We start from the raw sequence: 21,105 nt of genomic DNA, 5'->3' as shown, positions 1-21,105 counted from the left end.
TCTTGTAAAAAGCGGCGGCCAGTTTACCCGAGCGAGTCCGGGACCGCCCAGTTAATCACGACCCGTTTTATTTTCGAGGTGGCCCGTGGCCCGTTCCAAGACAAGCCTTAACTGGCTGAAAGAACATTTCAACGACCCATTCGTCAAAATGGCACAAAAAGACGGGTATCGTTCCCGCGCCAGCTACAAACTGCTGGAGATCCAGGAAAAGGACCGTCTGATCCGCCCGGGCATGAGCGTAATCGACCTTGGAGCGGCCCCTGGTGGCTGGTCCCAGGTGACCAGTCGTCTGATTGGTGGGCAGGGGACATTGATCGCTTCTGACATTCTGGAAATGGACAGCATCCCGGACGTGACCTTCATTCAGGGCGACTTTACCGAGGATGCCGTGCTGGCCCAGATCCTCGATGCCGTCGGAAATAAGGAAGTAGACCTTGTGATTTCCGATATGGCCCCCAATATGAGTGGACTACCAGCCGTGGACATGCCGCGAGCGATGTTCCTGTGCGAGTTGGCACTGGATCTCTCGACTCGGGTGCTCAAGCCCGGTGGTGATTTTTTGATCAAGATCTTCCAGGGCGAAGGTTTCGACGAGTTCCACAAGAGCGTTCGCCAGCAGTTCGAGAAGGTGCAGATGCGCAAGCCGACTTCGTCGCGCGACCGTTCTCGCGAGCAGTACCTGCTGGGCCGTGGTTTCCGCGGACGCAGTGAGAGTTGAGTGAATTTTCGATCAAGGCGATAGGATTTTTGTATTACGCCTTGTCAGAATTAGCGAATATTGTGTAGGAAGTGTTTCACAAAGGGTTACAGACGGCGCCTGCCAAGTTGTAGGTAATGTAGTAAGTTAGGCCGGTGAATATCATGCGAAGCGCGCGCCAGTAGCGGAGCTTGCTTCAGAGGGTAGTTAATTGAACGATATGGCAAAGAATCTGATCCTGTGGTTGATCATCGCGGCTGTCCTGGTGACGGTGATGAACAACTTCTCCAGCCCTAACGAGCCGCAGACCCTCAACTATTCCGACTTCATCCAGCAGGTCAAGGATGGCAAGGTCGAGCGCGTAGCGGTTGATGGCTACGTGATTACCGGCAAGCGCAACGATGGCGACAGCTTCAAGACCATTCGCCCGGCGATCCAGGACAATGGCCTGATCGGCGACCTGGTGGATAACCACGTCGTGGTCGAAGGCAAGCAGCCTGAACAGCAAAGCATCTGGACTCAGCTTCTGGTTGCCAGCTTCCCGATCCTGGTGATCATCGCCGTGTTCATGTTCTTCATGCGGCAGATGCAGGGCGGTGCCGGTGGCAAGGGCGGGCCGATGAGCTTCGGCAAAAGCAAGGCGCGCCTGCTCTCCGAAGATCAGGTGAAGACGACCCTGGCTGACGTTGCCGGTTGCGACGAAGCCAAGGAAGAAGTCGGTGAACTGGTCGAGTTCCTGCGCGATCCGGGCAAATTCCAGCGCCTCGGTGGCCGCATTCCTCGTGGTGTGCTGATGGTGGGGCCTCCGGGTACCGGTAAAACCTTGATCGCCAAGGCCATCGCCGGCGAAGCCAAGGTACCGTTCTTCACCATTTCCGGCTCCGACTTCGTCGAAATGTTCGTCGGCGTGGGTGCCAGCCGTGTTCGCGACATGTTCGAGCAGGCCAAGAAACACGCTCCATGCATCATCTTCATCGACGAAATCGATGCGGTCGGTCGCCATCGTGGTGCTGGCATGGGTGGTGGTCACGACGAGCGCGAGCAGACGCTCAACCAATTGCTGGTTGAGATGGACGGCTTTGAGATGAATGACGGCATCATCGTGATTGCCGCGACCAACCGTCCCGATGTTCTGGACCCTGCACTGCTGCGTCCGGGCCGTTTCGACCGTCAGGTTGTAGTTGGTCTGCCGGACATCCGTGGTCGCGAACAGATTCTCAAGGTTCACATGCGTAAAGTGCCGATGGGCGACGACGTTGCCCCGGCCGTGATCGCTCGTGGTACTCCAGGCTTCTCCGGTGCTGACCTGGCGAACCTGGTGAACGAGGCATCGTTGTTCGCTGCCCGTGCCGGCAAGCGCATCGTCGAGATGAAAGAATTCGAACTGGCGAAAGACAAGATCATGATGGGCGCCGAGCGCAAATCCATGGTCATGTCCGAGAAAGAAAAGCAGAACACGGCTTATCACGAAGCGGGTCACGCCATTGTAGGTCGTGTCGTGCCTGAGCATGATCCGGTGTACAAGGTGTCGATCATCCCGCGCGGTCGTGCGCTGGGTGTGACCATGTTCCTGCCGGAAGAAGATCGTTACAGCCTGTCCAAGCGTGCGTTGATCAGCCAGATCTGCTCGCTGTACGGCGGTCGTATCGCTGAAGAAATGACCCTGGGCTTCGATGGCGTGACCACCGGTGCCTCCAACGACATCATGCGCGCCAGCCAGATTGCGCGGAACATGGTGACCAAGTGGGGTCTTTCGGAAAAGCTCGGTCCGTTGATGTACGCCGAAGAAGAGGGTGAAGTGTTCCTCGGTCGCGGCGGTGGCGGTCAGAGTGCAAGCTTCTCTGGTGAGACGGCCAAGCTGATCGACTCCGAAGTGCGCAGCATCATCGATCAGTGCTATGGCACGGCGAAGCAGATTCTCACGGACAACCGTGACAAGCTCGATGCGATGGCCGATGCCTTGATGAAGTACGAAACGATCGATGCCGAGCAGATCGACGACATCATGGCGGGTCGTACACCTCGCGAGCCGCGCGACTGGTCGGGTGGCACGGGTACTTCCGGCACCCCTCCGGTGGTGCAGGACGAGCGTCCGGAAACACCGATCGGCGGTCCTGCTGCTGACGTATAAGGTTTTAAATGACTTCTGTTCAGTCCTCGACCCGGTTGCCTTGCGGCAACCGGGTTCTTGATTTGGCCCAGACGCATGTCATGGGTATTCTCAATGTCACCCCTGATTCTTTCTCCGATGGTGGCCAATACAGCCAGCTTGACGCGGCCATGCGCCACGCCGAAGCCATGGTGGCGGCCGGCGCGACGCTGATCGACGTCGGTGGCGAGTCCACCCGCCCTGGTGCCAGGGTTGTGTCTCCACTCGAAGAGCTGGAGCGCGTAGCCCCCATCGTCGAGCGCATCAATCGCGAGCTGGATGTGATCATCTCGGTCGACACCTCAACGCCTGCCGTCATGCGAGAAGCAGCGCGCCTGGGTGCGGGCCTGATCAACGATGTGCGTTCGTTGCGACGCGATGGTGCCCTGGATGCTGCTGCTGCCACCGGGCTGCCGGTTTGTCTGATGCACATGCTGGGCGAGCCGGGCGATATGCAGGACAATCCGCAGTATCAGGATGTCACCCGGGAGGTCGGCGAGTTTCTCGCCGAGCGCATGCATCAGTGTTCATTGGCGGGTATTCCAGCCGAGCGGATCATTCTTGATCCCGGCTTTGGCTTCGCCAAAACCTTGCAGCACAATCTGAGTTTGTTCAAACATATGGAAGCCCTGCATGTCTTGGGGCGGCCCCTGTTGGTCGGGGTTTCGCGTAAGAGCATGATTGGTCAGGCATTGAATCGTCCGGTGGGAGACCGGCTGTATGGTGGTTTGGCGCTCGCGGCGCTGGCTTTGGCGAAAGGTGCGCGTATATTGCGCGTCCATGATGTAGCCGAAACAGTGGATGTGGTGCGGATGATCGCCGCAGTGGAATCAGCCGAATAAGAATGAAGGAGCACTTATGAGCAAAAAATATTTTGGCACCGATGGTATTCGTGGGCGTGTCGGTGAGTACCCGATTACTCCTGATTTCATGCTCAAGCTCGGCTGGGCTGCAGGCATGGCTTTCCGCAAGATGGGCGCCTGCAAGGTATTGGTAGGCAAGGACACCCGAATCTCCGGCTACATGTTTGAGTCGGCGCTTGAAGCGGGGCTGACGTCGGCAGGTGCCGATGTGATGCTGCTGGGGCCGATGCCGACTCCGGCAATCGCCTACCTGACGCGCACTTTCCATGCCGAGGCAGGCATCGTCATCAGTGCGTCACATAATCCGCATGATGACAATGGCATCAAGTTCTTCTCCGGCCAGGGCACCAAGCTTCCGGATGAAGTCGAGCACATGATCGAAGAGCTGCTCGATACCCCAATGACTGTGGTTGAGTCGAGCAAGATCGGCAAGGTGTCGCGAATCAATGACGCGTCGGGTCGGTATATCGAATTCTGCAAGAGCAGTGTGCCGACCGGTACCAGCTTTACCGGCCTCAAGATTGTGATCGACTGCGCCCATGGTGCGACCTACAAAGTGGCGCCGAGCGTGTTCCGCGAGTTGGGCGCTGAAGTCGTCGTATTGTCGGCGCAGCCGAATGGATTGAACATCAACGACAATTGCGGTTCGACCCATATGGGGTCGCTGCAGGCTGCCGTTGTGGCCGAGAAGGCTGATCTGGGCATTGCCTTCGATGGTGACGGTGATCGCGTTCAGATGGTCGATCACACGGGAGCGGTGGTGGACGGCGACGAATTGCTGTTCATCATTGCCCGTGACCTGCATGAGCGCGGCAAGCTGCAGGGCGGCGTGGTCGGAACCCTGATGAGTAACCTGGGGCTGGAGCTGGCCTTGGCGGATCTGGGTATTCCATTGGTGCGCGCCAATGTCGGTGACCGCTATGTCATTGCCGAGCTGCTGGAGCGCAACTGGATCGTGGGTGGTGAAAACTCCGGGCACATCGTGTGCTTCAGCCACACCACCACGGGCGATGCAATTATTGCGGCGCTGCAGGTGTTGATGGCGCTGGGCAGGCGTGACGAAGGTCTGGCGCAATCGCGGCAGGCGCTGCGCAAGTGTCCTCAGGTGCTGATCAATGTGCGATTCGGCGGCGGCGCAAGCCCTCTCGAGCATCCGTCGGTCAAGGAGGCCAGCGAGCGTGTGACCAAGGCCATGGCAGGTCGCGGGCGTGTGCTGTTGCGCAAATCCGGAACCGAGCCGCTGGTGCGTGTGATGGTCGAAGGCGAAGACGAAACGCAGGTTCGTGGGTATGCCGAAGAGCTGGCAAAACTGGTTACTGAAGTTTCTGCCTGAATTCGGCTTGCCAGCCATGATTGTGTTGGGTAACATCTGCGCCCACTTTGACCGACGAGGTACAGCATGCGTCGCCCTATGGTAGCTGGTAACTGGAAGATGCACGGTACCCGCGCCAGCGTCGCAGAGCTGATCAACGGCCTTCGTGACTTGGCCTTGCCGAGCAGTGTTGATGTTGCGGTATTCCCGCCTTTCCTGCATATCAATCAAGTGATTGAAGGCCTGGAAGGAAAGTCGATTTCGGTCGGCGCGCAGAATTCTGCGGTGGAATCCGGACAAGGTGCGTTGACCGGTGAAGTTGCACCGAGTCAGTTGGTGGATGCAGGTTGTTCCCTGGTGCTTGTCGGGCATTCCGAGCGCCGCCAGATTCTGGGGGAGCAGGACGCAATGCTGATCCGCAAGTTCGCAGCGGCACAGGCATGTGGCTTGACTCCGGTGTTGTGCATAGGGGAGACCCTGGAGCAACGTGAAGCCGGAAAAACTCTTGAGGTTGTCTCGCGTCAGCTTGGCAGTATCATTGAGGAGCTGGGTGTCGGTGCCTTTGCCAAGGCAGTGATCGCTTACGAGCCGGTCTGGGCCATTGGCACGGGGCTGACTGCAACGCCGCAACAGGCGCAGGATGTGCACGCAGCCATTCGCGCCCAGTTGGCGGCAGAGAATTCTGAAGTCGCACAAGGTGTGCGGCTTCTATACGGCGGCAGCGTGAAGGCGGCCAATGCGGTCGAACTGTTCGGCATGCCGGATATCGATGGGGGTCTCATTGGTGGGGCTTCCCTGAATGCAGATGAGTTCGGTGCGATCTGTCGCGCCGCGGGAAACTGAAAAAATGCTGGAAACAGTCGTAGTCGTTTTTCATCTGCTGGGTGCATTGGGCGTAGTAGCTCTGGTTTTGCTGCAGCAGGGTAAAGGTGCGGATGCTGGCGCGTCTTTCGGAGCAGGTGCTTCAAATACTGTGTTCGGAAGCCAAGGTTCCTCTACCTTTCTTAGTAAGTTTACTGCTATACTTGCCGCAGGTTTTTTCATAACCAGCTTGGGGTTAGGTTACTTTGCTAAAGAGAAGGCTCACCAGCTGACTCAAGTAGGTCTCCCAAATCCAGCGGTACTGGAAGTTCCAAAGCAACAACCGGCTTCTGATGATGTCCCGGTGCTTCAAGAGCAAAAGTCGGCTACTCCAGCGACTGACGTGCCTCCAGCTCAAGAGCAGAAGTAAGAAGGGTTTCAAACGTAGTATTGCCGAGGTGGTGGAATTGGTAGACACGCAACCTTGAGGTGGTTGTGCCCATAGGGTGTAGGGGTTCGAGTCCCCTTCTCGGTACCAATTAGTCAGGAGAGCCCGCTGTTGCGGGCTTTCTTGCAGGTGGAAGGTTACATTGACCCTGTAGGGGATCGGTCGTATACTTCCGCCCCAGCTTTGTCGCGGGGTGGAGCAGTCTGGTAGCTCGTCGGGCTCATAACCCGAAGGTCGTCGGTTCAAATCCGGCCCCCGCAACCAGTTTAAGGAGCCCCTTTTAAGGGGCTTTTTGTTAGCTGGACACTTTCAACGCCGCTGTTCGACGGCGTTTCAAGGATGGGCGTTTCGCCCATTTTTTTATTTTGCATAGCATGCACATACATGCACTAGGGGGTTCAGGTGTCGAGCAAGCTAGAAGAGTTGCAGGCCTTGCTGGCCCCGGTGGTCGTGGCCCTAGGCTATGAATGCTGGGGTATCGAGTTTTCGGCTCAGGGTCGTCACTCGATGTTGCGCGTTTATATCGATAAAGAAGGCGGCGTGCTGGTGGACGATTGCGCCATCGTCAGCCGTCAGATCAGCGGTGTGCTGGATGTTGAAGATCCAATCTCCGTTGAGTACACCCTTGAAGTTTCCTCGCCTGGCATGGAACGCCCTCTGTTCACTCTTGAGCAGTTTGCAAAATTTGCCGGTGAACAAGTGAAGATCAAGCTGCGCTCGCCTTTTGAAGGACGACGCAACTTTCAGGGCCTTCTGCGCGGCGTAGAAGAGCAGGATGTCGTGGTGCAGGTAGATGACCATGAGTTCCTGTTGCCGATCGATATGATCGACAAGGCCAACATTATTCCCAGTTTTGACTGAGGCGTGCCAGATACTGCGGATCCCGCGGATCCAATGGCTTGCGAAAGGCGAGGCGTACGATGAGCAAAGAAGTACTGCTGGTTGTTGAGTCGGTATCCAATGAAAAGGGCGTACCGGCAAACGTGATTTTTGAAGCGCTGGAGCTGGCCTTGGCCACTGCTACCAAAAAGCGTTTTGAAGACGAAGTTGATCTGCGTGTGGAAATCAACCGCCACACGGGTGCATACGAGACATTCCGTCGCTGGACGGTCGTCGAAGAAGCAGACCTGGACGATCCGGCCATCGAAACCTGGCCGAGCAAGGTTGCTGAAACGCATCCTGGCGCCAAGGTCGGTGACGTCGTAGAAGAGAAGATCGAGTCCATCGAGTTCGGCCGCATTGCCGCACAGACTGCCAAGCAAGTCATTGTGCAGAAAGTTCGCGAAGCCGAGCGCGCTCAGGTTGTTGACGCTTACCGCGAGCGCCTGGGTGAAATCATCTCCGGCACCGTGAAAAAAGTTACCCGCGACAACGTGATCGTTGATCTGGGCAACAACGCTGAAGCGTTGCTGGCCCGTGAAGACATCATTTCTCGCGAAACTTTCCGGGTTGGCGTGCGTCTGCGTGCGCTGCTCAAGGAAATCCGCACCGAGAACCGCGGCCCGCAGTTGATCCTGTCGCGTACCGCGCCGGAAATGCTGATCGAGTTGTTCCGCATCGAAGTGCCGGAAATTGCCGAAGGCCTGATCGAAGTGATGGCTGCGTCCCGTGATCCGGGTTCGCGCGCCAAGATCGCCGTTCGCTCCAAGGACAAACGCATCGACCCGCAGGGCGCTTGCATCGGTATGCGCGGTTCGCGCGTCCAGGCAGTGTCGGGTGAGTTGGGCGGTGAGCGTGTTGACATCGTCCTGTGGGACGACAACCCGGCTCAGTTCGTGATCAACGCCATGTCCCCGGCCGAGGTTGCGGCAATTATCGTTGACGAAGATGCCCACGCAATGGACATCGCCGTTGGCGCAGACAATCTGGCTCAGGCCATCGGTCGCGGTGGTCAGAACGTGCGTCTGGCCAGCCAGTTGACTGGCTGGACCCTGAACGTGATGACCGAATCGGACATCCAGGCTAAACAGCAAGCAGAAACCGGCGACATCCTGCGCAACTTCATCGACGAGCTGGAAGTCGACGAAGAACTGGCTCAGGTGCTGGTTGATGAAGGCTTCACCAGCCTGGAAGAGATTGCCTACGTACCGTTGGAAGAAATGCTCAACATCGACGGCTTTGACGAGGAAATCGTCAACGAGCTTCGCGCTCGTGCCAAGGATCGCTTGTTGACCAAAGCCATCGCTACTGAGGAAAAGCTGGCAGACGCCCATCCGGCCGAAGACCTGCTCTCGCTTGAGGGTATGGACAAGGATTTGGCGATGGAACTGGCGGTGCGCGGCGTAATTACCCGCGAAGACCTGGCCGAGCAGTCTATTGACGACCTGCTCGACATCGACGGCATTGACGATGATCGTGCCGGCAAGTTGATCATGGCCGCCCGAGCCCACTGGTTCGAGTAATTAGGCGCGGCCTGAGGAGAGAAGTGCATGACGCAAGTCACGGTGAAACAACTGGCCGATGAGGTCAAAACACCGGTAGAGCGCCTGTTGCAGCAGATGCGTGAGGCAGGTCTGCCGCACACCGCCGCCGAAGAAAGTGTGACTGACAGTGAGAAGCAATCGTTGCTGACTCACTTGAAAAGCAGCCACAAGGCGAAAGTGGAAGAACCACGCAAGATTACGCTGCAGCGTAAAACCACCAGCACCCTGCGTGTTGCTGGCAGCAAGAGCATCAGCGTTGAAGTACGCAAGAAGAAAGTCTTCGTACAGCGCAGCCCGGAAGAAATCGAAGCCGAGCGCAAGCGTGAACTGGATGAACGTCGCGCAGTAGAAAATGCTGCTCGTCAGAAGGCTGAAGAAGAAGCCAAGCGTCGCGCCGAAGAAGAAGCGCGTCGCCAGCCTGCTGCTGCGCCGACCGCTCAAGCCGAACCTGTTGCAGCGCCTGCTGCGGTGGCCGAGCCAGTTCGCGAAAGCGCACCGGTTGTGGCGGCTGCTCCAGCTCCTGCGGCCGATACCCGCAAGCGCGACGAACAGCGCCGTCCGGACAAGCCACGTGCCGACGACAACAATCGTCGCGGTAGCGGCGATGGCGAGCGCAAAAACGCTCCGCATCGTGCTTCGGTCAAGGAAAAGGCTCCGGCTCCACGTGTTGCCCCACGTACTACCGACGAAGAAAGCGATGGCTTCCGTCGTGGTGGTCGCGGCAAGGCCAAGCTGAAGAAGCGCAACGCCCACGGTTTCCAGAGCCCGACCGGCCCTGTCGTGCGCGAAGTGAAGATCGGCGAAACCATCACTGTTGGCGATCTCGCCCAGCAGATGTCGGTGAAGGCTGCTGAAATCATCAAGTTCATGTTCAAACTGGGTACTCCAGCGACCATCAACCAGGTACTGGATCAGGAAACTGCCCAGTTGGTTGCCGAGGAGCTGGGCCACAAAGTGACCCTGGTCAGCGACACCGCCCTGGAAGATTCCCTGGCCGAGTCCCTGAAGTTTGAAGGCGAGGCAGTTTCCCGCGCACCAGTCGTGACCGTAATGGGCCACGTTGACCACGGTAAGACTTCCCTGCTCGACTACATCCGTCGTGCCAAGGTTGCTGCTGGCGAAGCCGGTGGTATCACCCAGCACATCGGCGCATACCACGTTGAAACCGACCGTGGCATGGTGACGTTCCTCGACACCCCTGGTCACGCCGCGTTTACCGCAATGCGTGCCCGTGGTGCCAAGGCGACCGACATCGTGATCCTGGTGGTTGCAGCGGACGACGGCGTGATGCCGCAGACCATTGAAGCCGTCCAGCACGCGGTAGCGGCTGGTGTGCCACTGGTTGTTGCAGTGAACAAGATCGACAAGCCAGGTGCTGACCTCGATCGCATCCGTAGCGAACTGTCGGTTCACGGCGTGACGTCGGAAGAGTGGGGTGGTGACACTCCGTTCGTACCGGTCTCGGCGAAGATGGGTACTGGCGTCGACGAACTGCTCGAAGCCGTATTGCTGCAAGCCGAAGTCCTGGAACTGACTGCAACTCCGTCGGCTCCTGGTCGTGGCGTCGTGGTTGAATCGCGTCTGGACAAGGGCCGTGGCCCGGTGGCTACCGTTCTGGTTCAAGACGGTACCCTGCGCCAAGGCGACATGGTCCTGGTCGGTTCGAACTATGGCCGTGTACGTGCCATGCTCGACGAGAACGGCAAGCCAATCAAGGAAGCCGGTCCGGCCATCCCTGTCGAGATTCTCGGCCTGGACGGTACCCCGGACGCTGGCGACGAGATGAGCGTGGTTGCCGACGAGAAGAAAGCCCGTGAAGTGGCTTTGTTCCGTCAAGGCAAGTTCCGCGAAGTCAAACTGGCTCGCGCTCACGCCGGCAAGCTGGAAAACATCTTCGAAAACATGGGCCAGGAAGAGAAGAAGACGCTCAACATCGTCCTCAAATCCGACGTCCGTGGTTCGTTGGAAGCGTTGAACGGTGCCTTGAACGGCCTGGGTAACGACGAAGTGCAAGTGCGTGTAGTGGGTGGCGGCGTCGGTGGTATCACCGAATCCGACGCCAACCTGGCACTGGCCTCCAACGCTGTACTGTTCGGCTTCAACGTGCGTGCCGATGCCGGCGCGCGCAAGATCGTCGAGCAGGAAGGTCTGGATATGCGTTACTACAACGTGATCTACGACATCATCGAAGACGTCAAGAAAGCCCTGACCGGTATGCTCGGCAGCGATGTTCGCGAGAACATCCTGGGTATCGCCGAAGTGCGTGACGTGTTCCGTTCGCCGAAGTTTGGCGCGATCGCCGGTTGCATGGTTATCGAAGGTGTTGTTCACCGTAACCGTCCAATCCGCGTACTGCGTGAAGACATCGTTATCTTCGAAGGCGAGCTGGAATCCCTGCGCCGCTTCAAGGATGACGCTTCCGAAGTACGTGCCGGCATGGAATGCGGTATCGGCGTGAAGAGCTACAACGACGTTAAAGTCGGTGACAAGATCGAAGTCTTCGAGAAGGTGCAGGTTGCTCGCAGCCTCTAACTCGCGCACTTCAGGAGCCGTGACGGGGCCTCGCATGCAAATGCGCAATTCGTCACCAGGACTCTAAACGCAACGCCCGGTCTGGCTTTTGTCAGGCCGGGCGTTTGCCGCTTTCAGACCTCACGGGTTTCACCGTGGGGCAGTAACAGGTAACAAGACATGGCAAAAGAATATAGCCGTACCCAACGCATCGGCGATCAGATGCAGCGTGAGCTGGCACAACTGATCCGTCGTGAAGTCAAAGACCCGCGCGTCGGCCTGGTCACCATTACCGCAGTGGAAGTCAGCCGTGACGTCGGTCACGCCAAGATCTTCATCACCGTGATGGGGCAGGACAGCGCCGAAGAAATTGCACAAAGCATCAAGGTGCTCAACTCCGCCGCCGGTTTCCTGCGCATGCAGTTGGCTCGCGAGATGAAACTGCGCAGCGTTCCACAGCTGCACTTCCACTACGACGAAAGCGTCGTGCGTGGTGCGCATCTGTCGGCATTGATCGAGCGCGCAGTGGCTGAAGACAATCAGCATCCGGTTGCGGCAGAAGCCGAAGACACCAAGGAGTAATCGGTGGCTCAGGTCAAACGTATCCGTCGTAACGTCAGCGGCATTATCCTTCTCGACAAGCCGCTGGGGTTTACCTCCAACGCGGCCTTGCAGAAGGTTCGCTGGTTGCTGAACGCCGAAAAGGCAGGTCATACCGGCAGTCTCGATCCCTTGGCCACCGGCGTGTTGCCGCTGTGCTTCGGCGAGGCGACCAAGTTCTCGCAATACCTGCTCGATTCCGACAAGGGTTATGAAACCCTGGCGCAACTGGGCAAGACCACCACCACGGCGGATGCCGAAGGTGAAGTTTTGCAGGAGCGCCCGGTGACCGTTGGTCGCACCGATATCGAGGCTGTACTGCCGAAATTTCGTGGGCAAATCAGTCAGATACCGCCGATGTACTCGGCGCTCAAGCGTGACGGCCAGCCGCTGTACAAGCTGGCTCGTGCAGGCGAAGTAGTGGAGCGCGAACCGCGTTCTGTTACTATTACGCGCTTGGAATTGCTGGCCTTCGAAGGAGATACTGCGCGGCTGGCGGTGGATTGCAGCAAAGGCACCTATATCCGTACCCTGGTGGAGGATATCGGTGAGCAACTCGGTTGTGGCGCTTACGTTGCAGAACTGCGACGTACCCAGGCCGGGCCATTCACCCTGGCGCAGACTGTTACCCTCGAAGAGCTGGAAGCGGTACATGCCGAAGGCGGCAACGAAGCGGTCGATCGTTTCCTGATGCCATCGGACAGCGGCCTGCTGGATTGGCCACTGTTGCAGTTCTCGGAAGCGAGTGCGTTCTACTGGCTCAACGGCCAGCCGGTACGTGCCCCGGATGCTCCGAAGTTCGGCATGGTGCGGGTACAGGATCACAATGGTCGCTTCATCGGTATCGGTGAAGTGAGCGAAGACGGGCGCATCGCGCCGCGTCGACTGATTCGGTCAGAATGACCGGACGAGGGTGGCTGTCAACAGGCACGGTCACTACTCATTTTTAGATACAGGGATTTGTCCCTGGCCTGTTGAAACTGTTTTTCTGAAACAGTTTCCTGATAAAAGGATTGCCTCATGGCTCTCGACGTTCAAGAAAAAGCTCAAATCGTAGCTGACTACCAGCAAGCTGTTGGTGACACCGGTTCGCCAGAAGTGCAAGTTGCACTGCTGACCGCCAACATCAACAAACTGCAAGGTCACTTCAAGGCCAACGGTAAAGACCACCACTCCCGTCGTGGTCTGATCCGCATGGTTAACCAGCGTCGTAAGCTGCTGGACTACCTGAAAGGCAAGGATCTGGGTCGTTATCAGACTCTGATCGGTCGCCTGGGTCTGCGTCGCTAATAAGCGATTGCGCTAGAGGTTGGTTGTCTGTCGTGCACCAGCGGGTTTCCCGCCGGCGCATGGCAGGCTCCCAGCCTCAAGTTTTATCTGGATACCTGCTTTGCCTGAGTAACACCTGGACAAACCAGTCGGGCCGATTCCCGGCATTGCCCAAGAATTTCGCAAGAAACCAGTTCCCCCAAGAGCCACAAAGAAGGTAGGACACCGTGAACCCGGTAATCAAAAAATTCCAGTTCGGTCAGTCGACCGTTACCCTCGAGACTGGCCGTATCGCCCGTCAGGCCTCCGGCGCAGTATTGGTCACCGTTGACGACGACGTCAGCGTATTGGTGACCGTAGTCGGTGCAAAACAAGCCGATCCAGGCAAGGGCTTCTTCCCTCTGTCTGTTCACTACCAGGAAAAGACTTACGCTGCCGGTAAGATCCCTGGCGGTTTCTTCAAGCGCGAAGGCCGTCCTTCCGAGAAAGAAACCCTGACTTCCCGACTGATCGACCGTCCGATCCGTCCGCTGTTCCCGGAAGGCTTCATGAACGAAGTGCAGGTTGTCTGCACCGTCGTTTCCACCAGCAAGAAGACCGATCCGGACATCGCTGCGATGATCGGTACCTCGGCTGCGCTGGCGATCTCCGGCATTCCTTTCGATGGCCCGATCGGCGCTGCCCGCGTTGCGTTCCACGAAAGCACCGGTTACCTGCTGAACCCGACTTACGAGCAACAGGCTGCTTCGAGCCTGGACATGGTCGTTGCCGGTACTTCGGACGCTGTGCTGATGGTTGAATCGGAAGCCAAAGAGCTGACCGAAGACCAGATGCTGGGCGCGGTACTGTTTGCTCACGACGAGTTCCAGGTTGTGATCAACGCCGTCAAAGAACTGGCCGCTGAAGCTGCCAAGCCAACCTGGACCTGGGCGCCTGCGCCAGAAGCCACCGAACTGCTGGGCGCTATCCGTGCCGAGTTCGGCGAAGCGATCTCCCAGGCCTACACCATCACCGTCAAGGCCGACCGTTACGCTCGCCTGGGCGAGTTGAAGGATCAGGTCGTTGCCAAGCTGTCCGGTGAAGAAGGCCAGCCTTCTTCCAGCGAAGTCAAAGCAGCTTTCGGCGAAATCGAATACCGCACCGTTCGCGAAAACATCGTTAACGGCAAGCCACGTATCGACGGTCGCGACACCAAGACCGTACGTCCGTTGAACATCGAAGTCGGCGTTCTGCCAAAAACCCACGGTTCGGCTCTGTTCACCCGTGGCGAAACCCAGGCTCTGGTCGTTGCAACTCTGGGTACTGCCCGTGATGCACAGCTGCTGGACACCCTGGAAGGCGAGAAGAAAGACCCGTTCATGTTGCACTACAACTTCCCTCCGTTCTCGGTAGGCGAGTGTGGTCGCATGGGTGGCGCTGGTCGTCGCGAAATCGGTCACGGCCGTCTGGCCCGTCGTTCGGTTTCGGCCATGCTGCCTGCCGCTGACGTGTTCCCGTACACCATCCGTGTTGTATCGGAAATCACCGAATCCAACGGTTCGAGCTCGATGGCTTCCGTTTGCGGCGCTTCCCTGGCCCTGATGGACGCTGGTGTGCCGATGAAGGCGCCGGTTGCCGGTATCGCCATGGGTCTGGTTAAAGAAGGCGAGAAATTCGCCGTCCTGACCGACATCCTGGGTGACGAAGACCACCTGGGCGACATGGACTTCAAGGTAGCCGGTACCGCCAAAGGCGTCACCGCGCTGCAGATGGACATCAAGATCAAGGGCATCACCGAAGAGATCATGGAAATCGCTCTGGGCCAAGCCCTGGAAGCGCGCCTGAACATCCTCGGCCAGATGAACCAGATCATTGGCCAGTCGCGTACCGAACTGTCGGCCAACGCTCCGACCATGATTGCGATGAAGATCGACACCGACAAAATCCGTGATGTCATCGGTAAAGGCGGCGCGACCATTCGTGCGATCTGTGAAGAAACCAAGGCTTCGATCGACATCGAAGACGACGGTTCGATCAAGATCTTCGGCGAAACCAAGGAAGCGGCTGAAGCAGCACGTCAGCGCGTTCTGGGCATCACCGCTGAAGCCGAGATCGGCAAGATCTACGTCGGCAAGGTTGAGCGCATCGTCGACTTCGGCGCATTCGTCAACATCCTGCCGGGCAAGGACGGTCTGGTTCACATCTCCATGCTGAGCGATGCTCGCGTTGAGAAAGTGACCGACATCCTGAAAGAAGGCCAGGAAGTGGAAGTGCTGGTACTGGACGTGGACAACCGCGGCCGTATCAAGCTGTCCATCAAAGACGTGGCGGCAGCCAAGGCTTCGGGCGTTTAATCACGCCTCACGCCTGACCGCTTCAACGTTATAAAAAATGCCCCACCGTGAAAACGGTGGGGCATTTTTTTGTCTGTAGATCACAGAGTTGATTGACGACGTTGCCGTTGCTGAAACTCGGTGCTAGGTTTAGCCCACCGCCCGTGTAGCTCAGCCGGTAGAGCAGCGCACTCGTAACGCGAAGGTCGCAGGTTCGATTCCTGTCTCGGGCACCATATCTCCCTCGCTTGTTTCACCTTTCCGCTCAGGTTCTCGAGTTCGCCGTCCTGATCGCTGTTTGAATTTATGTTCCCGCCGCCATCAAAACATCGTGTGCACAACTTTTTGTGGGGAGATGTAAAGAGACGTGTAAATCCTCAGCCAAACGTCCTATATTCGGAGTCTGCCTGAGCAACGCCCAGCAGTTTTCAGATGATCCAGAATGGTTCTGAAGGCCAGATAAACCGGGCTTGATCCGGTTTTTTGTGTCAGAGAGATCCTTGAAGATCCAGATCCATCTTCCATTCCCAGATCAGCGAGAACGCCATGACTGTTAAAGAGATGACCCAGGAAGCCCGACACGAAGAAGCGCTGAAGAAGTATGTGCTGGATGCCCCCGAGTTGATGGACGAGATCAAGGACTTGTCCGCCGACGATCAGAAAGACCAGATCCAGTGGGCGTTCGAGGATGAAGCCGAAGCCCAGGGCTTGCAACCGTGGGAACTGACGCTCAAGTACACATCAACCCCGGAAGAATACGAGACCGAACGCCTGAAACTGCACAAGGAAGCTGCCGAGGTGTTGGGCGTCGAGTGGGAAGAGTACTGCGAGATGAACAATCTGGTGGTCTGACACTCATGTAGGAGCGAGCTTGCTCGCGATGTTCGTTAACGATAACGCGTGTTTACTGGTTAAACGTGGCGCTCTCAGGTACATCGCGAGCAAGCTCGCTCCTACAGTTTTGGCAACTCACATACGTGTGATCAGAGACTCAGGCGCATCGACAGATCGACCGCCTTCACATCCTTGGTCATCGCACCGATCGAAATGTAATCCACCCCAGTCTGTGCAATTGGCAGCAACGTACTTTCGTTGATCCCGCCGCTGGCCTCCAGCTTGGCCTTGCCGGCATTCAGGCGCACGGCTTCACGCATGTCGTCCAGGCTCAGTTCGTCGAGCATGATGATGTCGGCACCGGCCGCCAGCGCTTCCTTGAGTTCATCCAGGCTTTCCACTTCAATCTCGACCGGTTTGCCCGGGGCGATCTTGTGCGCGGCGGCAATGGCCTGCGCGATGCCGCCGCTGGCGGCGATGTGGTTTTCCTTGATCAGGAAGGCGTCATACAGGCCGATGCGGTGGTTATGGCAACCGCCGCAGGTCACGGCGTACTTTTGCGCCAGGCGCAGCCCCGGCAGTGTTTTGCGGGTGTCGAGCAGCTTGACCTGAGTCTCGGCCACGAAGTCCGCCAGGTATTGCGCGCGGGTCGCCACGCCGGAGAGCAGTTGCAGGAAGTTCAGGGCGCTGCGTTCGCCGGTCAGCAGTGAGCGCGCAGGGCCTTCGAGGTGGAACAGCACCTGATTGGGCGTCACCCGTTCACCGTCGGCAACCTGCCAGTGCACCGCCACCCGCGGGTCCAGTTGCCGAAACACGTTATCGACCCAGGCGGTGCCGCTGATGACGGCCGCGTCGCGGGTAATGATGGTGGCTTTGGCCAGGCGTTCGGCCGGGATCAGCTGCGCGGTGATATCGCCGCTGCCGATGTCTTCATGCAGCGCACGGCGCACGTTGGCTTCGATTTCGGCGGTCAGATCGGCGAGACGTAGATTCGGCATAACAGACTCCACAAACAAAGTGGCTCGATTATAGGGCCATGGCACCGACCAACCCAAGGCATCAGAGCGTTACGTTTGCGCTGGCACCTGTATTTGGTCGAATCCCTGACGTTGCCGGCGTTGGCTGTCGATTCCGAACATACGCCTGTTTGAGATCGACAACCTCAAACGCGGCAAGTGATCGCGTCCTGGGGGATTATCGCGGCATACTGTGCCAATACAGTCGACGTTGAAGGAATCGGTATGCAGTTGGACCCCGCGAGCGGTTGGATTCAGGGTGTGCATGTCTGCCCCTCTCCCAACTTCAATGCGCGCCCCACAGGCGAAATTTCCCTGCTGGTGATCCACAACATCAGCCTGCCGCCAGCGCAGTTCGCCACCGGCAAGGTGCAGGAGTTTTTCCAGAATCGTCTGGATGTCACCGAACATCCCTATTTTGAAGGGATAGTGGACTTGCGGGTGTCGGCGCACTTTCTGATCGAACGTGACGGTACCGTTACCCAGTTTGTTTCGTGCCTTGAGCGTGCGTGGCATGCGGGCGTCTCGAGCTTCGAGGGGCGGGAAACCTGTAACGATTTTTCCGTGGGCATCGAGCTCGAAGGCACGGATGATCTGCCGTTCACCGACGCGCAATACCGCGCGTTGACAGCCCTGACGCGCCAGTTGCAACAGGCGTTCACGGCAATCACCACAGAGCGTATCTGCGGGCACAGCGACATTGCACCGGGGCGCAAAACCGATCCAGGGCCGGCGTTCGACTGGGCACGCTATCGTGCCGCCCTGGCACAAGAGGAAGGACGATGAGTTTTCTGGTGTTGCTGTTGGCGGTGTGGATCGAGAAGTTCTCGGCCCTGCGCCATCGGGTTCAGCGTGACAATGGCTGGACACACGAGCTGAACAAGCTTGAGGCCAGCCCGCGATTTTCAAACCGACCGTGGCTGGTGCTGTCGATACTGGTCTTGTTGCCGGTGGCGTTGCTGGGGTTGCTGCTGGTCGTCATCGAGCCGGTGGCCTACGGCTTGCTGGCGTTGCCGATCCATATGCTGGTAGTCATCTACAGCCTGGGGCGCGGTGATCTACTGGGCGATCTCGGGCCGTTCCGCGATGCCTGGCGTCGGGAGGACCTGCAAGCGGCGGCCCATGTCGCCCAGCGCGATCTGGATATCTGCGCAGACAATGGCGAGCAGCTGCTGGAGCAGGTCGAAGGGCATTTGCTGTGGGAAGCCTACCAGAGCTTTTTCGCGGTGATTTTCTGGTACTTCCTGTTGGGTCCGGTTGCGGCGCTGAGTTATCGGTTGCTGGCGCTGGCCGAAGAGCACGGGAAAAACCCTGCAGTGGTCGAGCGCGCCGGGCAACTGCGTCACGCCTTCGACTGGTTGCCGGTGCGTCTGCTGGCCGCGAGCCTGGCGTTGGTCGGCAATTTTGTCGCGGTCAGTCGGGTGATGCTGCATGAGCTGCTGAACTGGAACATCAGCGCCGCGCAATTGATCGTGAAAGTCGGGCTGGTGGCCGGTGAAATTCCGGCGCCGGTGACCGGCGCGGAAGGTATCAACAATCTGGACCGCATCTGGGCGCTGCTGCTGCGTGCGGCGGTGCTCTGGTATGCCGGGTTTGCGTTGTGGACGGTCCTGCATTAACCCGGCTGTCTGAGCCAATGTGGCGAGGGGGCAAGCCCCCTCGCCACATTGAGTTCGCTTCGTATCGCTCGCGGACTTCTGTCGTTAACCTTAAGTTACAAAACCTCCTGCCGATTTAAGTTATACAGAGATAGCGTCGAATAGTGGCTATCTGCTTTCTGTCTGCGCCTGCCAATAAAAAAAATAAGAAACTGAAGGGAGACATCCAGTGAAGAGCTTGCTCTATCCCGCTGTCGCACTGATGAACCGTCTGAGCTTCGGTATGAAGTTCAGCCTGATCAGCGTACTGTTCCTGGTGCCGATGCTGGTGACCAACTTCTATCTGGTGCGTGACTCCTACCGCGAATTCCAGGGCACGCGCATCGAGCTGCAAAGTCTCGACCTGTTGGGCAGCAGCCTGACGTTGCGGCGCGATCTGGAAACCCTGAACAACCTGGTGCAGATCAATGTCAGCCTCGGCCAATCCGGCAAGGCCGGCAACGTCGAGTCGAAAATCAGCGCCCTTGAGCAGAATATTCTGACTCGTCTGCAAGGGCTGACGGCGATGACCAGCGACCCGGAGCAGGTTGCGGTGTTTGATGGCAAACGCGATGAAATGATCGCCGCGTTCAAGGCCCAGCAAACGGAAAATTCCCTGCAAAGCAAAAGTGCCTTGATCGGCAAGCTGGTGGGCAGCGCGCAGATTTTCAGCCAGCTCATCACCAGCCAGTCCGGTCTCAGTCGCGACAACCAGAGCGACATGCGCCAGTTGAGCGAGCTTGTCACCCTCGTCACGCCGCGGGTCACCCAGATCCTGGGCGAAGGTCGGGCAATGGGGTCTTACTCGTTGGGGCAGGGATTCATCAACTCGGCTTCGAGTACCCGTTTCGATGAATTGCTGGCGCAGATTGAAAAGCTCCAGGCCGAGTATGGCCTGAAGTTGCAGGATGCCCTGGGTTCCAGCAAGGCTGCGCGTGAGACCCTGGCCACTCAGGCCGATAGCAGCCGGGCATCCTTGAAGAAAGCCAGCGAGCTGTTCGAAGAACAAGTGGTCATGGCTGATACCCTCGACGCGCCGTGGCAGGGCTTTTACGATCAGGTCAGCGCCCTGATGGAGCAGACTTACCAACTCAACGAGGCGGTCCTGAAGTATCTCGGCCCGCAATTGCAGCAGCGACTTGAGCAGAATCGCACGCACATGGTCTTGCAGGCCGTGGCGCTGTCAGTCGTCTTTGTGTTGATCTTTTATCTCTACGGCGCTTTCTATGCCTCGACCCGCACCACGCTCAAGCGCCTGGGGGCGGTGATGGACAAGGTGGCGGCCGGCGACATGACAGTGACCTTCAGCGCCCACAGCCGCGATGAGCTGGGGGAGCTGGGCGAAGTGTTCAACGGCACGGTGAAAAAGATCCATGACCTGATCGAGCGGGTGGGGCAGACCGTCAGCGAAGTCGAGCGTCAGGCCGGCCAGGTGGAAAGCGTTTCCGCGCAAAGCAACCAGGCCGTCGCCGGGCAGCGCACGCAGATCGAACAAGTGGCCACGGCGATGAACCAGATGTCGGCCACTTCCCAGGAAGTGGCGCGCAGTGCCGCCGCGGCGGTGAGCAGTGCCCACAGTGTCAACGATGAGACCATCAGTGGTCGTGGCCTGGTGGAGTCACAGCAAGGCAGCATTGCCGCGCTGGCCAGCGAGATCGATCAATCGGTACTGGTGATCAACCAACTGGCCAGCGACAGCCAGTCCATCAGCCGTGTGCTCGAAGTGATCAAGAGTATCGCCGAGCAGACCAACCTGCTGGCGCTCAATGCTGCCATCGAGGCGGCACGGGCCGGTGAGCAGGGCCGTGGTTTCGCCGTGGTAGCCGACGAAGTCCGGACCCTGGCCAAACGAACCCAGCAATCGACCGAAGAAATCGAGCAGATGATCACCAGGCTCCATGGCGGTGTCGGCGCGGCGGTCAAGGCCATGGGCACCAGCCATGAAATGGCCAATGGCACGGTCGGGCAGTCGGAAAAGGTCCAGCGGGCGCTGGAAAACATCTTGGGAGCGGTCGGCATGATCGTCGACCAGAACCAGCAGATTGCCGCCGCAGTGGAGCAACAAACCGCCGTGGCTCACGACATCGACCAGAACATCGTCGAGATCAATCGCGCTGGCGAGCGCACCGCTGAAGGTGCGCATCAGACCGAAGATGCCAGCCGGGCGTTGTCGGCCCAGGTCGTGGAGTTGAAACAGTTGATCAGCGCATTTCGGGTGTAGCGGTCGCCTGAT

17 protein-coding genes, 3 tRNA genes and 2 pseudogenes are annotated in these 21,105 nt (G+C 58.2%); 21 read left to right on the top strand and 1 reads right to left on the bottom strand.

Annotated elements, in window-relative coordinates; translation table 11 throughout:
- Positions 1-85: 85 nt before the first annotated feature.
- From rlmE to AC1RP7_RS24100, 17 genes are all read left to right on the top strand, one after another.
- Positions 86-718, top strand: a complete 633-nt coding sequence (rlmE, locus tag AC1RP7_RS24180) for a 23S rRNA (uridine(2552)-2'-O)-methyltransferase RlmE (protein ID WP_057716479.1) — start codon at positions 86-88, stop codon at positions 716-718.
- Positions 719-917: 199 nt separating this feature from the next.
- Positions 918-2,828 (top strand): ATP-dependent zinc metalloprotease FtsH, encoded by a 1,911-nt coding sequence (ftsH, locus tag AC1RP7_RS24175; RefSeq protein ID WP_057716478.1) that lies wholly within the window; start codon positions 918-920, stop codon positions 2,826-2,828.
- Positions 2,829-2,836: 8 nt separating this feature from the next.
- On the top strand, positions 2,837-3,688 hold the full coding sequence (folP, locus tag AC1RP7_RS24170; RefSeq protein WP_218494886.1) for a dihydropteroate synthase: 852 nt from the start codon (positions 2,837-2,839) through the stop codon (positions 3,686-3,688).
- 16 nt (positions 3,689-3,704) lie between these two features.
- A complete protein-coding gene (gene glmM, locus AC1RP7_RS24165; RefSeq protein ID WP_057716476.1) occupies positions 3,705-5,042 on the top strand; it encodes a phosphoglucosamine mutase in 1,338 nt (445 codons plus the stop codon).
- A gap of 66 nt (positions 5,043-5,108) precedes the next feature.
- A complete protein-coding gene (gene tpiA / locus AC1RP7_RS24160) occupies positions 5,109-5,864 on the top strand; it encodes a triose-phosphate isomerase (protein WP_218494887.1) in 756 nt (251 codons plus the stop codon).
- Between the two features lie 4 nt (positions 5,865-5,868).
- Positions 5,869-6,252, top strand: a complete 384-nt coding sequence (gene secG, locus AC1RP7_RS24155; protein ID WP_017336473.1) for a preprotein translocase subunit SecG — start codon at positions 5,869-5,871, stop codon at positions 6,250-6,252.
- 22 nt (positions 6,253-6,274) lie between these two features.
- Positions 6,275-6,360, top strand: a tRNA-Leu gene (locus AC1RP7_RS24150).
- Between the two features lie 97 nt (positions 6,361-6,457).
- A tRNA-Met gene (locus AC1RP7_RS24145) sits at positions 6,458-6,534 on the top strand.
- A gap of 138 nt (positions 6,535-6,672) precedes the next feature.
- Positions 6,673-7,131: a ribosome maturation factor RimP gene (gene rimP, locus AC1RP7_RS24140; RefSeq protein WP_007915250.1), complete on the top strand. Its 459-nt coding sequence runs from the start codon at positions 6,673-6,675 to the stop codon at positions 7,129-7,131.
- A 59-nt stretch (positions 7,132-7,190) separates the two neighbouring features.
- The gene (gene nusA, locus AC1RP7_RS24135) at positions 7,191-8,672 is read left to right on the top strand and encodes a transcription termination factor NusA (protein ID WP_007988680.1); all 1,482 of its coding nucleotides are present in this window, start codon (positions 7,191-7,193) and stop codon (positions 8,670-8,672) included.
- 27 nt (positions 8,673-8,699) lie between these two features.
- Positions 8,700-11,225: a translation initiation factor IF-2 gene (gene infB / locus AC1RP7_RS24130; RefSeq protein WP_057716474.1), complete on the top strand. Its 2,526-nt coding sequence runs from the start codon at positions 8,700-8,702 to the stop codon at positions 11,223-11,225.
- A gap of 159 nt (positions 11,226-11,384) precedes the next feature.
- Positions 11,385-11,786, top strand: coding sequence for a 30S ribosome-binding factor RbfA (rbfA, locus tag AC1RP7_RS24125; RefSeq protein WP_007973108.1), 402 nt, complete (start codon positions 11,385-11,387; stop codon positions 11,784-11,786).
- A gap of 3 nt (positions 11,787-11,789) precedes the next feature.
- Positions 11,790-12,707 (top strand): tRNA pseudouridine(55) synthase TruB, encoded by a 918-nt coding sequence (gene truB / locus AC1RP7_RS24120; protein ID WP_057716473.1) that lies wholly within the window; start codon positions 11,790-11,792, stop codon positions 12,705-12,707.
- 117 nt (positions 12,708-12,824) lie between these two features.
- Complete coding sequence (gene rpsO, locus AC1RP7_RS24115; RefSeq protein ID WP_015093441.1) at positions 12,825-13,094, top strand: 30S ribosomal protein S15; 270 nt, start codon at positions 12,825-12,827, stop codon at positions 13,092-13,094.
- A 206-nt stretch (positions 13,095-13,300) separates the two neighbouring features.
- Positions 13,301-15,406 carry a polyribonucleotide nucleotidyltransferase gene (gene pnp / locus AC1RP7_RS24110; protein ID WP_007915263.1) on the top strand — a complete coding sequence of 702 codons (2,106 nt, stop codon included), beginning with the start codon at positions 13,301-13,303 and terminating at the stop codon, positions 15,404-15,406.
- A 139-nt stretch (positions 15,407-15,545) separates the two neighbouring features.
- Positions 15,546-15,621, top strand: a tRNA-Thr gene (locus AC1RP7_RS24105).
- Between the two features lie 310 nt (positions 15,622-15,931).
- Positions 15,932-16,237 (top strand): DUF6388 family protein, encoded by a 306-nt coding sequence (locus AC1RP7_RS24100; RefSeq protein ID WP_090453044.1) that lies wholly within the window; start codon positions 15,932-15,934, stop codon positions 16,235-16,237.
- 131 nt (positions 16,238-16,368) lie between these two features.
- Here AC1RP7_RS24100 and nadC read toward each other — a convergent pair whose 3' ends face one another.
- A complete protein-coding gene (gene nadC / locus AC1RP7_RS24095; protein WP_057716471.1) occupies positions 16,369-17,217 on the bottom strand; it encodes a carboxylating nicotinate-nucleotide diphosphorylase in 849 nt (282 codons plus the stop codon).
- A 243-nt stretch (positions 17,218-17,460) separates the two neighbouring features.
- Between nadC and ampD the strand changes: the two genes are divergently transcribed.
- From ampD to AC1RP7_RS24075, 4 genes and pseudogenes are all read left to right on the top strand, one after another.
- Positions 17,461-18,021 carry a 1,6-anhydro-N-acetylmuramyl-L-alanine amidase AmpD gene (ampD, locus tag AC1RP7_RS24090; protein WP_218495116.1) on the top strand — a complete coding sequence of 187 codons (561 nt, stop codon included), beginning with the start codon at positions 17,461-17,463 and terminating at the stop codon, positions 18,019-18,021.
- Positions 18,018-18,854, top strand: a complete 837-nt coding sequence (ampE, locus tag AC1RP7_RS24085) for a regulatory signaling modulator protein AmpE (protein ID WP_057716469.1) — start codon at positions 18,018-18,020, stop codon at positions 18,852-18,854. Before ampD ends, ampE begins: the two co-directional genes overlap by 4 nt.
- Before the next feature lie 241 nt (positions 18,855-19,095).
- Positions 19,096-20,187: pseudogene (locus AC1RP7_RS24080) on the top strand (methyl-accepting chemotaxis protein); the annotation flags it as partial.
- 369 nt (positions 20,188-20,556) lie between these two features.
- Positions 20,557-21,093, top strand: a pseudogene (locus tag AC1RP7_RS24075) (methyl-accepting chemotaxis protein); the annotation flags it as partial.
- Positions 21,094-21,105: the final 12 nt, after the last annotated feature.

Source organism: Pseudomonas sp. GW822-FHT01E03 (assembly GCF_058802985.1).
This window is presented reverse-complemented; position numbering and strand designations above follow the sequence as displayed.

Coding starts and splice junctions, on each gene's coding strand:
- ftsH (WP_057716478.1), top strand. CDS start 918: ATGGCAAAGAATCTGATCCTGTGGTTGATCATCGCGGCTGTCCTGGTG.
- folP (WP_218494886.1), top strand. CDS start 2,837: ATGACTTCTGTTCAGTCCTCGACCCGGTTGCCTTGCGGCAACCGGGTT.
- glmM (WP_057716476.1), top strand. CDS start 3,705: ATGAGCAAAAAATATTTTGGCACCGATGGTATTCGTGGGCGTGTCGGT.
- tpiA (WP_218494887.1), top strand. CDS start 5,109: ATGCGTCGCCCTATGGTAGCTGGTAACTGGAAGATGCACGGTACCCGC.
- secG (WP_017336473.1), top strand. CDS start 5,869: ATGCTGGAAACAGTCGTAGTCGTTTTTCATCTGCTGGGTGCATTGGGC.
- nusA (WP_007988680.1), top strand. CDS start 7,191: ATGAGCAAAGAAGTACTGCTGGTTGTTGAGTCGGTATCCAATGAAAAG.
- infB (WP_057716474.1), top strand. CDS start 8,700: ATGACGCAAGTCACGGTGAAACAACTGGCCGATGAGGTCAAAACACCG.
- rbfA (WP_007973108.1), top strand. CDS start 11,385: ATGGCAAAAGAATATAGCCGTACCCAACGCATCGGCGATCAGATGCAG.
- rpsO (WP_015093441.1), top strand. CDS start 12,825: ATGGCTCTCGACGTTCAAGAAAAAGCTCAAATCGTAGCTGACTACCAG.
- AC1RP7_RS24100 (WP_090453044.1), top strand. CDS start 15,932: ATGACTGTTAAAGAGATGACCCAGGAAGCCCGACACGAAGAAGCGCTG.
- nadC (WP_057716471.1), bottom strand. CDS start 17,217: ATGCCGAATCTACGTCTCGCCGATCTGACCGCCGAAATCGAAGCCAAC.
- ampD (WP_218495116.1), top strand. CDS start 17,461: ATGCAGTTGGACCCCGCGAGCGGTTGGATTCAGGGTGTGCATGTCTGC.
- ampE (WP_057716469.1), top strand. CDS start 18,018: ATGAGTTTTCTGGTGTTGCTGTTGGCGGTGTGGATCGAGAAGTTCTCG.